Genomic DNA, 10777 nt, shown 5'->3' with positions numbered 1-10777 from the left:
CCTGAAGTCGTTACTGCTTTGTCGGTTTCATCGATAGCGACGGTCGCACTGCTGACAGTAGCGGCGTCGTTAGTGCCGTTAATCGTGACTTTAATGGTCGAAGGTGTGCCATCAACGGAAGTGACAGTGAAGGTTTCTTCTACTTTGTCGCCGACGTTTAACTGATTAAACGCGCTGTTGGCGGTGAACACCCAATGCCCATTAGCATCAATAGTTAGGTCGCCATTAGCTCCAACAATGGAGTCTGGCGTAAATGTGTTATCTGGATTATCAACATCGGTACTGGTTAACGTGCCTGAGGTGGTTACCGCTTTGTCAGTCTCATCCACACTGACTGTTGCGGTACTGACTGTCGCTACATCGTTAGTGCCATTAATCGTCACTTTGATGGTCGAGGATGTGCCATCAACAGACGATACAGTAAAGGTCTCTTCGACCTTATCGCCGACGTTTAATTGGTTAAACGCGTTGTTGGCTGTGAATGTCCAATGCCCATTAGCATCAATAGTCAGGTCGCCGTTAGATCCAGTAATCGAGTCGGGTGTGAAGGTATTGTCTGGGTTATCCACGTCAGTACTGGTTAGCGTACCTGATGTCGTTACTGCTTTGTCGGTTTCATCGATGGCGACGGTCGCGCTGCTGACAGTAGCGGCGTCGTTGGTGCCGTTAATCGTGACTTTAATGGTCGACGGTGTGCCATCAACAGATGAGACAGTGAAGGTCTCTTCGACCTTATCGCCGACGTTCAATTGATTAAACGCGCTGTTGGCTGTAAAGGCCCAATGACCATTGGCATCAATAGTCAGGTCACCGTTGGTGCCTGAAATAGAATCCGGCGTAAACGTATTGTCTGGGTTGTCTACATCGGTACTGGTCAATGTTCCTGATGTCGTTACTGCTTTGTCGGTTTCATCGATGGCAACGGTTGCGCTGCTGACAGTAGCGGCGTCGTTAGTGCCGTTAATCGTCACTTTTATGGTCGACGGTGTGCCATCAACCGACGATACCGTAAAGGTCTCTTCGACCTTATCGCCCACGTTTAATTGATTAAACGCACTGTTGGCGGTGAAGACCCAATGACCATTAGTATCAATAGTCAGGTCACCGTTGGTGCCTGAAATAGAATCCGGCGTGAACGCATTATCTGGATTATCGACATCGGTGCTGGTTAATGTTCCTGAAGTCGTGACTGCTTTGTCGGTTTCATCGATAGCAACGGTCGCACTGCTGACAGTAGCTGCGTCATTAGTGCCGTTAATCGTGACTTTAATGGTCGAAGGTGTGCCATCAACAGACGATACCGTAAAGGTTTCTTCGACTTTGTCGCCCACGTTTAATTGATTAAACGCGCTGTTGGCGGTGAAGGTCCATTGGCCATTAGCACCAATGGTGAGGTTGCCGTTGGTGCCAGTAATCGAATCCGGCGTGAACGCATTGTCTGGGTTATCGACGTCGGTACTGGTCAATGTTCCTGATGTCGTTACCGCTTTGTCGGTTTCATCGATGGCAACGGTCGCACTGCTGACAATAGCTTTGTCATTAGTGCCATTTACTGTGATAGTCACTTGATGCGGCGTGCCATCAGCAGAATGAACGGTGATGGTGTCGGTAGCGGTTGCTCCTTTGCCCAATGATTGAACGTTAGGATTTGTATTATCAAGATCGTACGTCCAAGAACCAGTATCAGTCAGATGAAGCGTACCAAACGAGCCTGCAATATCGGTACTTCCTGTGGATGAAGTAGCGAAGTGTGCCTCGCCAGTATCCACATCCGTTACCGCAAGTGTGCCCGAGGTCTGAAGTTGGGACTCTTCGGTTACCGCGCCGGCACTGGTTCCGCTTATCACGGCTTTATCATTGGTGCCGTTAACGGTAATTGCAATTTGATGAGGAGTGCCGTCGGCGGAGTGGATGGTTATGATGTCTGTTGTCGCAAAGCCTTGACCAAGAGCCTGAACTTGTGGATTTTTATTATCTAGATCGTAGCTCCAATCGCCATTGTCTTTAAGGTGTAAAGTACCCAGTGTCCCCTTGAGGTCGGAATTAGAAAAATGCGCCTCTTTTGAGTCGATATCGGTGATGTTGAGTTGGCCTGAAACCGTTAGGTCTTTATCTTCAGTAACTTGGCTTGAGCCATTACTTGTCCCGATAGCGAAAAACGAACTTGGTGAATTTGCTGAACTACTCGTGATTACTGCATGGTCGTTGGTGCCATTGATCGTAACCATAACTTGATGCGCTGTACCATCAGCTGAGTGAACAGTGACGATGTCTGTCGCAGTTGAACCTTGGCCAAGTCTTTGAACTACTGGGTTATTGTTGTCTAAACTGTATGTCCATGCACCGTCTTTGGTGATGCTTAGCGTACCGAAATTACTAGTCACTTTTGAGGCTTGAAAGTGGTCCTCTCCAAGATCAGAGTCCGTTACCGAAAGCTGCCCTTGAACTTGTGTCGTTAAATCTTCAGTTAACGTGCCAGCATCCACACCCGTAATTACGGCATTGTCGTCGTTCCCGCCAATCGTCATATCGATCGTTTGCGGTGTGCCATCTTTGGTGTGAATTGTGAAACTTTCATGCAGTGAAGTGGCTGCGGTTAAAGCTTGAACATTAGAGAGCGAGTTATCAACTTGATACTGCCAATGTCCATCAGCATCGATAGTTAATGAACCATATTTACCTGAGATAACTTCCGGTGTAACCGAACTTTCATTTTGGTCAGGGTCTATGACATCGATTTTGCCGTTCGCATGTAACAAGCCTTGTGAATCAATATTGTGATCTTCTGTTACGACACCTGTTAAGTCTCCAGAAATACTTGGCGTGTCTTGCTTACCCGTGACCGGAACTTGAACAATGACGCTCGAGCCGTTAGATAGATGCAACAAGAAATGATCAGTGCCTTGTTGGTGCTGATTCAACAGTATGTATTGAGGCGATTTTGGGTTTAATACAAACGTGTATTGACCATTTGCATCAACATGAAGCTCTCCGTATGTACCTTTTATGACTTCTGGCATAAAGGTGACGGGTAAAGCGGGCGTCGTAGGCGCATTCGAATGAGTCGGCTGACCGTTACTCCCTGAGGAGATAGTAGGCATCGATACCGAAGGAATGTAATGGACTTGCGGGTGAGAAAGCGTCGATAAATGATGAGAAGGAACCAGGTGAGAGCTCGAACCATGGGCGGCATGACTTGCACTTAAGGTTGAGTTTACGTCGCTGTCACTCGTCTGAGCTTCTTGATGAACAACCGCTGATGAGTCCGGCTTACTATGGTCATCGGTGACATCTTTTTCGGTCACGTTATTTGCGGTTACTTGATCTGCAGCGTCACTGGAATTGTCTATGCTCTCAGCAGCAGCGTGTTTAGCCAATGATGGCAAAATCATCATGAGTGACTGAAAAAGTGGGATATTCACTTTTAGATGTGAATGCAGTCTGCGCTTCTTTTTTTGTGTTGGTTTCTTTTGTTCTAGCTCGTTACTTTTCTTATTTTTGATTGCTGTATTTTTCTTGTTTGCTTCGACGTTTTTTTTGTTAGCCATTTTTATCATCCGTGAATCGTGGTTGCACTATCTTAAGTAAAATACACAGATAGAGGTTTCGCTAGCTAATTGGATAATTTTTAAAGAAAAAACTGCAAAGTCGAAGAATTATCTCATTTTGATGAAAGAGAGGATGAATACTTTTTCAACGGTCAGGCAAATATCGGCACAATGGCATTGACCTTACCCTAAGGGTAACGTTTATAGTTGCGGTGTAAATTCAAAGGTAAGCTATGACAAACACATTCCGAAAAACTTGGATTATTGTTTTCAGCATCATTGCGATGTTGATGTCTAGCTATGCCTCAAGCTCCTCAGCCTTGATGACTGAAGTAATGATGATGGAAATGGGGTCGAGCAAGTCGGCTTGTTACCACAGCGATACTTCGGTTAATGATTCAATGGCAGGGTGTCATGTGATGAGTGAAGAAGTACACGCTGAAGACTCTAACATGAGTGCCCATGCTTTGATGGCTCAATTCGATATGTCTTCAATGAGCGAAGACGGTAGTCCGATGATGGGTAACCATTGTTCGAGTGCCGATTGCTGTGCCTCAATGTGTTCTGCAAGTCCCTATCCAATTCAGGCTGTTCAAGCCGTTGATCAACTTTCCTTTTCATTAGCTCGTTTTCAATCGGTCACGATTGGCCAGAAAGTCGCACGCGCTCAATCTTTGCTACGCCCACCTTCCGCATAAATCTATATCTAAAAATACAGCTCTATCAGTTAGATAAATCTGATAAGTCATTCTTTTTTATGCGCTAATTAGCGCTAGATATGGACATTCATTGTGAATATGAAACCAACAACCTCTGTGTTTGTCATGAACACGAGCTTAGTGGTTGCTGCTACCTTGCCTATGGCCTTGTTTTCAAGTGCTACGCTCGCGGCTACCACGGCGTCAGCTTCAAATGCTCAACACATCTCAGCACATGACCAAGCAAGCTCGACGCAGCAACTCAATACACTGATTGAGATTGCTTTAAGCGAAGATGGAAATCGCAAACAGTACTTTGCTCAGTCTCAAGCGATGCGAGAAACGGGCATTGCCAGCTCGACCTTAATGGACCCGAAATTGAAAGTTGGATTTGGCGGTTTGCCTGTCGATAGCTTTCAATTCGACGAAGACCCGATGACTAATATATCGGTAGGGCTGATGCAGCAGTTTGAGCGTGGCGATACGCTTAACCTCCAACAGAAAAGGGCAGGCCAGCAGGCTGATGCTTTAGCTTTGCAGGTGCAAGCAAGAGAATTGACGGTTGCGAATAGCATGACGCAGCTTTGGCTTGAGTTAGGTTATCAGCAAAAGGCTGAGTCGGTGATTCGTCAAAATCGTCGTTTGTTGGTTGAGCTTGAAAACTATGTACAAACCAATTACTCGATTGGTAAAAGTGAAGCGCAAGATCTGCTTAATGCTCAGCTTCAAGTGAGCAAGCTTGATGAAAAACTTCAGGCAAACCAGCAGGTTCAGCGTCGTCTAATCTCTCAGCTTTCTGAATGGTTGGGTTCTGATTGGCTTGGCTCTCAGGTTCTTGATTCTCAGGGTACACTGAATGCAACTAACCAAATCGATTGGTCGTTATTGGAAAGCAAATTAGCGACCAATATCGATTCAACCAAGCACTACCAGCTACTGACTGACCATCCTTTGGTTAAGATCTCCGATGTCAGTATTTCCTCCAATCAAACTCAGGTCGAGTTAGCCGAGCAAGCTTATACCCCGCAGTTTGGGGTGGAAGTGATGTATGCACACCGTCAAGCCAATAACATGGCGGGTGAACCTGCTTCTGATCTGGTGAGTGCTTATCTGACAGTCGACATCCCGCTGTTTACGGGGAATCGACAAGATAAAAACTTATCGGCTGCTCAGTATCAAGTTGGTGCGGCTAAATCTCAAAAAGACACCTTACTTTCCCAAATGAACGCGCAAGTGAACGCATTGCTGGTGGACAGATCAAATCTGATCCAGCGATTAGATCGCTATCAAACGTCCTTGCTTCCTCAAACTGCAGCTCGAATCAGCGCGGTTGAAAGGGGCTATCAAAACAATACCGCTCAGTTCAACGATGTCATTTTAGCAACGACAGACGAGCTGGCGCTTCAGTTAGAGCAACAACGTTTGATCACCGATCTCAACATCGTTAACAGCAAACTGGCGGCGTTAGTCAGTGGCTTTGAATACCAAGTAAACCAACCACAACTCAATTCAAGCGCAACTAAACACACAGCCAATCAATAAGGGAATAGACAATGAGTTCAGTAAAAGTAGCAACAATCGCTTTATTGGTCGGTGGTGCATTGGGTTTTGGTGTGAACCATTTTCTAATTAATCCAGCACATGACATGTCAGCAATGGCAACGAGTACAGACGCCGAAGTAAGTAAACAAACCAAGGATGAACCTCTGTATTGGGTGGCTCCGATGGACCCAAATTATCAGCGAGACAAGCCGGGTCAGTCACCTATGGGGATGGATTTAATCCCTGTTTACGCGGATGACTCAAGTGGTGCTAAAGATGAGCCCGGTACCGTGTTCATTGATTCTTCGGTAGAAAATAATCTGGGTGTCAAAACAGCGAAAGTTAAGTTCGAAGCGCTGTCTCCTCGGATTGAAACCGTGGGTTATGTGGCGTTCGATGAAAGTACATTGTGGCAAACCAACGTGCGTGTTTCTGGTTGGGTTGAGAAGCTCTACATCAACGCAGTGGGTGAGAAGGTAAACAAAGGTGATGTGCTTTTCACACTCTATTCTCCAGAGCTTGTTAAAGCACAAGAAGAGTTGATTAGTGCTTATAAAACGGGTCGTAAAGGTTTGATCAAGGGCTCGACTGAACGCTTAATTACCTTGGGTGTTGATAAGACTCAAATCCGCTCTATTACGCGCAAAGGTAAAGCCTCGCAAACCATTGAAATTAAAGCGCCAGCCGATGGTGTCATTGCAAGTCTGAATATCCGAGAAGGTGGTTACCTTTCACCTGCACAAGCGGTGATCAGTGCAGGCCCACTAGGCGAAGTATGGGTTGATGCTGAGGTGTTTGAGCGTCAAGCGCACTGGATCTCGTCAGGCAGCAATGCGGTGATGACGCTAGATGCCATTCCCGGCAAAGAGTGGGTGGGTAATGTTGATTACGTTTACCCAATCCTTGACCCAAAAACTCGAACTTTGCGCGTTCGTTTGAAGTTCTCCAATCCAAATGGCGAGCTTAAGCCAAATATGTTTGCCAATATTGCGCTGAAACCCATCAGTGATGAAGCCGTTCTTACTATCCCAAGATCTTCGGTGATTCACTCCGGTGGTATGACTCGAGTGGTGATGTCAAAAGGTTCTGGCAAGTATCGCTCTGCTCGTATTGAGGTTGGTCGTGAAGCTGGCGAAAAAATAGAGGTGCTTCAAGGGCTAGAGCAAGGCGAAAACATTGTCACTTCTGCGCACTTCATGTTGGATTCTGAATCGAGCCAATCTGCTGATCTGTCACGCATCAATGGTGTTGAGGAAGAAGATGAAACCGTGTGGGCAAATGGCGAAATTTCCGATGTTATGCAAGGCAGTCGCATGGTGACGATTAACCATCAGCCTGTTCCAGAATGGGATTGGCCGGGCATGGTGATGAATTTCACCTTTGCGGAAGGCTTGGACATGAGTGACGTGCAACGTGGTAAGGCGATTGATTTTGAGATGAGAAAGACAGAGTCAGGGCAGTACGAGGTTGTTGATTACAAGGTCAACAAACACAAGATCGCTGGCGAAGTTTGGGTAACAGGTGACATCACTATGTTGATGGCAGATTTTGGCATGATCACCGTAAAACATAAGCCAGTCCCTGAGTGGAATTGGAAAGCGGGTGAAATGAATTTCCAAGCCAGTGATGACCTTGATTTATCTGAGTTTACCGAGGGTCAAACCATTCGGTTTCTAGTGGCGAAGCAAGGTTCTGATTATGTGCTCAAATCTCTCGAACCGACGAATAGCACGGGTGAGGGCGAACTATGATCAATGCAATCATTCGCTGGTCTATTAGCAACCGCTTCTTAGTGCTGGTTGCTACTGTAGCCATCGTATTTGGCGGCTTATACAGCGTTAAAAATACACCGGTTGATGCCATTCCAGATTTGTCAGATGTTCAGGTGATCATCAAAACCAGTTATCCGGGGCAAGCGCCACAAGTGGTCGAGGATCAGGTGACTTATCCATTGACCACAGCCATGTTAGCTGTACCAGGAGCTGAAACGGTTCGTGGTTACTCGTTCTTTGGTGATTCCTATGTCTATATCATCTTCAATGACGATACTGATATGTACTGGGCACGTTCACGAGTGCTGGAGTACCTAAGCCAAGTTGCACCTAACTTGCCTTCGAGTGCTAAGCCAACACTAGGGCCAGATGCAACCGGTGTGGGCTGGGTTTACAGCTACGTGTTGCAAGATAAAACCGGTCAGCACGACTTAGCGGAACTTCGTAGTTTGCAAGATTGGTTCTTGAAGTATGAATTGCAAACTGTAGAAGGCGTGTCTGAAGTGGCGACCGTTGGCGGCATGGTGAAGCAGTACCAAGTACAGATTGATCCTGCCAAATTACGTGCTTATGACCTAACGCTTCAGCAAGTCAACAAGGCAATCCAAGATGGTAATCAAGAAACCGGTGCGTCTGTTGTCGAGATTGCCGAAGCCGAGCACATGGTTCGTACGACCGGTTACCTTACAAGCATCGAAGACATTCAATCTTTGCCGTTAAAAGTGACAGACAAAGGTACTCCGCTGCTATTAGGTGACATTGCTGACATTAACCTTGGCCCACAAATGCGTCGTGGTATCTCGGAACTCAATGGTGAGGGTGAAGCGGTTGGCGGCGTTATTGTGATGCGCTTTGGTGAAAATGCCAGTGAAGTGATCGACTCGGTGAAATCCGAGCTCGCTGAACTGCAAGCTGGCTTACCTGATGGTGTCGAGATTGTCGCAACTTATGACCGTTCTACTTTGATTGATTCAGCCGTTGAAAACCTTTGGAAGAAGCTGGCTGAAGAGTTCATCGTGGTCGCCGTCGTGTGTGCGCTGTTCTTGTTCCATATCCGATCATCACTGGTTATCGCGCTAAGTCTGCCTGTCGGTATCTTAGGCGCATTCATCGTTATGCATTGGCAGGGTATTAACGCCAACATTATGTCTCTTGGCGGGATCGCGATTGCGATTGGCGCCATGGTGGATGGTGCCATCGTGATGATTGAGAACGTTCATAAACACATTGAACGGACTCCGCTCACTGACAAAAACCGTTGGCAGGTGATTGGTAAGGCAGCAGAAGAAGTTGGCGCACCGCTGTTCTTCTCTCTGATTATCATTACCTTGAGCTTTGTGCCTGTGTTCGCGTTAGAAGGCCAAGAGGGCAAGATGTTCTCGCCACTTGCCTTTACCAAGACGTATGCGATGGCGGCAGCGGCAGGTTTGGCTATCACGCTGGTGCCTGTGTTAATGGGTTATTTCATTCGCGGCAACGTGCTACCTGAACACAAAAACCCAGTAAACCGCAGCCTAGTGGCGATGTACAAGCCGCTTCTGAACCTCAGCCTAAAATATCCAAAGGTGATGATTGTTATCGCACTTAGCTTAATGGCGTCTGCTTATTACCCAACCAGTAAGCTTGGCAGTGAGTTCATTCCACCTTTGGATGAAGGGGATTTGATGTACATGCCAACCACGTATCCGGGCATCTCAATAGGTAAGGCTCGTGAGTTGTTGCAACAAACCAACAAGCTCATTAAAACCATTCCAGAAGTCGAAACCACGTGGGGCAAAATTGGTCGAGCAGAGACGGCAACCGATCCTGCGCCACTGACTATGATTGAAACCGTGATTCAGCTTAAACCGCGAGAGCAGTGGCGTGACGGTGTCACTACGGAGTCTCTGCGTAAAGAGTTTGATGATCTGATTCAGTTCCCAGGTTTAACCAATGCGTGGGTTATGCCAATCAAAACTCGTATCGACATGTTAGCGACAGGTATCAAAACCCCAATTGGCATCAAAATCGCTGGCCCTGAGCTGAGTGTGATTGAAGATATTGGTTCGCAACTTGAACCCATCCTCAACAGCGTGAGTGGTACGGCTTCTGTCTACGCCGAGCGTGTTGCGGGCGGTCGTTACGTCACGATAGACATCAAACGTCGTTCTGCTGCGCGATATGGTTTGAGCATTAAAGAAGTGCAACAGGTTATTTCGACTGCGGTTGGTGGCATGAACGTGGGCGAAACCGTTGAGGGGCTAGAGCGTTACCCAATCAATGTCCGTTACCCACAAAGCTATCGTGATTCTGTCGTTAAGCTGCAGAACCTGCCGTTAGTGACACCAAATGGAGCGCGAATTGCTTTGTCTGATGTTGCAGATATTCGCTATGAAGATGGACCACCAATGATTAAGACGGAGAACGCGCGTCCTAATGGCTGGGTGTTCGTTGACATCGAAGGGCGCGACCTTGGTTCTTATGTGGCAGAGGCGCAAAAAGTCGTTACAGATCAAATCGTCTTGCCTGCCGGATATTCACTGGCATGGTCTGGTCAATACGAATACATGGAGCGCGCCAAAGAGCGTTTAAGTGTCGTTGTGCCAATTACCATCGCCATCATCATGTTATTGCTCTACCTCAGCTTCCGCCGTGTCGGTGAGGTGATGATGATCATGCTGACATTGCCACTCGCAATGGTGGGTGGTTTATGGCTAATGCATATCCTCAATTACAACTTCTCCATTGCAGTAGGGGTGGGCTTTATCGCCCTTGCCGGGGTTGCTGTTGAGATAGGTGTGATCATGTTGGTCTACCTAAACCAAGCATGGCACTACAAGAAATTGGATGCAGAGCAGAACCAGCAAGCACTTCAGAGTGAAGACTTAACGGATGCGATTCGAGAGGGCGCAGGACTGCGTGTTCGCCCAGTGATGATGACGGTACTTACTGTGATTATTGGCCTCATTCCAATTATGTATGGCGAGGGAACGGGCTCTGAAGTGATGCAGCGAATTGCAGCGCCGATGATAGGCGGAATGGCGTCTGCACTATTGCTTACCCTTCTGGTGTTGCCTGCAATCTTTAAGCTCTGGAAACAGCGTGAGATTACGCATAGCCAAAACGAAACAAACAAATAACGTATTGATTATTAGCCCTTACTGACCAAAACAGAGTGGGTAAGGGCCTACCACATAAACATGTGAAACTAACAAATAAATAACTGAATTTATCTAAG

The 10777-nt window shown here is 46.9% G+C and carries 5 protein-coding genes; 4 read left to right on the top strand and 1 reads right to left on the bottom strand.

Going from position 1 to position 10777, the window contains the following annotated elements; translation table 11 throughout:
- Positions 1 to 3548, bottom strand: a 3548-nt coding sequence (locus NX845_RS20275; RefSeq protein WP_260257099.1) for a VCBS domain-containing protein, incomplete at its 3' end; no start/stop codon positions are given.
- A gap of 233 nt (positions 3549 to 3781) precedes the next feature.
- On the opposite strand from NX845_RS20275, the gene NX845_RS20270 reads away from it, so the two are divergent.
- From NX845_RS20270 to NX845_RS20255, 4 genes are all read left to right on the top strand, one after another.
- The gene (locus tag NX845_RS20270; RefSeq protein ID WP_017059270.1) at positions 3782 to 4246 is read left to right on the top strand and encodes a hypothetical protein; all 465 of its coding nucleotides are present in this window, start codon (positions 3782 to 3784) and stop codon (positions 4244 to 4246) included.
- 99 nt (positions 4247 to 4345) lie between these two features.
- Positions 4346 to 5788 carry a TolC family protein gene (locus tag NX845_RS20265; protein WP_065682803.1) on the top strand — a complete coding sequence of 481 codons (1443 nt, stop codon included), beginning with the start codon at positions 4346 to 4348 and terminating at the stop codon, positions 5786 to 5788.
- A gap of 11 nt (positions 5789 to 5799) precedes the next feature.
- Positions 5800 to 7539: an efflux RND transporter periplasmic adaptor subunit gene (locus NX845_RS20260; protein WP_065682802.1), complete on the top strand. Its 1740-nt coding sequence runs from the start codon at positions 5800 to 5802 to the stop codon at positions 7537 to 7539.
- Positions 7536 to 10679: an efflux RND transporter permease subunit gene (locus NX845_RS20255; protein WP_260257098.1), complete on the top strand. Its 3144-nt coding sequence runs from the start codon at positions 7536 to 7538 to the stop codon at positions 10677 to 10679. Before NX845_RS20260 ends, NX845_RS20255 begins: the two co-directional genes overlap by 4 nt.
- Positions 10680 to 10777 lie beyond the last annotated feature (98 nt).

The organism is Vibrio sp. NC2, assembly GCF_025195005.1.
Taxonomy (GTDB): Bacteria; Pseudomonadota; Gammaproteobacteria; order Enterobacterales; family Vibrionaceae; genus Vibrio; species Vibrio splendidus.
Note: the sequence above shows the minus strand (reverse complement) of the source record. Positions and strands in the feature narration are given on the sequence as shown.

Bases quoted from the DNA above. Each gene is read 5' to 3' on its own strand.
- NX845_RS20270 (WP_017059270.1), top strand. From the start codon at position 3,782: ATGACAAACACATTCCGAAAAACTTGGATTATTGTTTTCAGCATCATT.
- NX845_RS20265 (WP_065682803.1), top strand. From the start codon at position 4,346: ATGAAACCAACAACCTCTGTGTTTGTCATGAACACGAGCTTAGTGGTT.
- NX845_RS20260 (WP_065682802.1), top strand. From the start codon at position 5,800: ATGAGTTCAGTAAAAGTAGCAACAATCGCTTTATTGGTCGGTGGTGCA.
- NX845_RS20255 (WP_260257098.1), top strand. From the start codon at position 7,536: ATGATCAATGCAATCATTCGCTGGTCTATTAGCAACCGCTTCTTAGTG.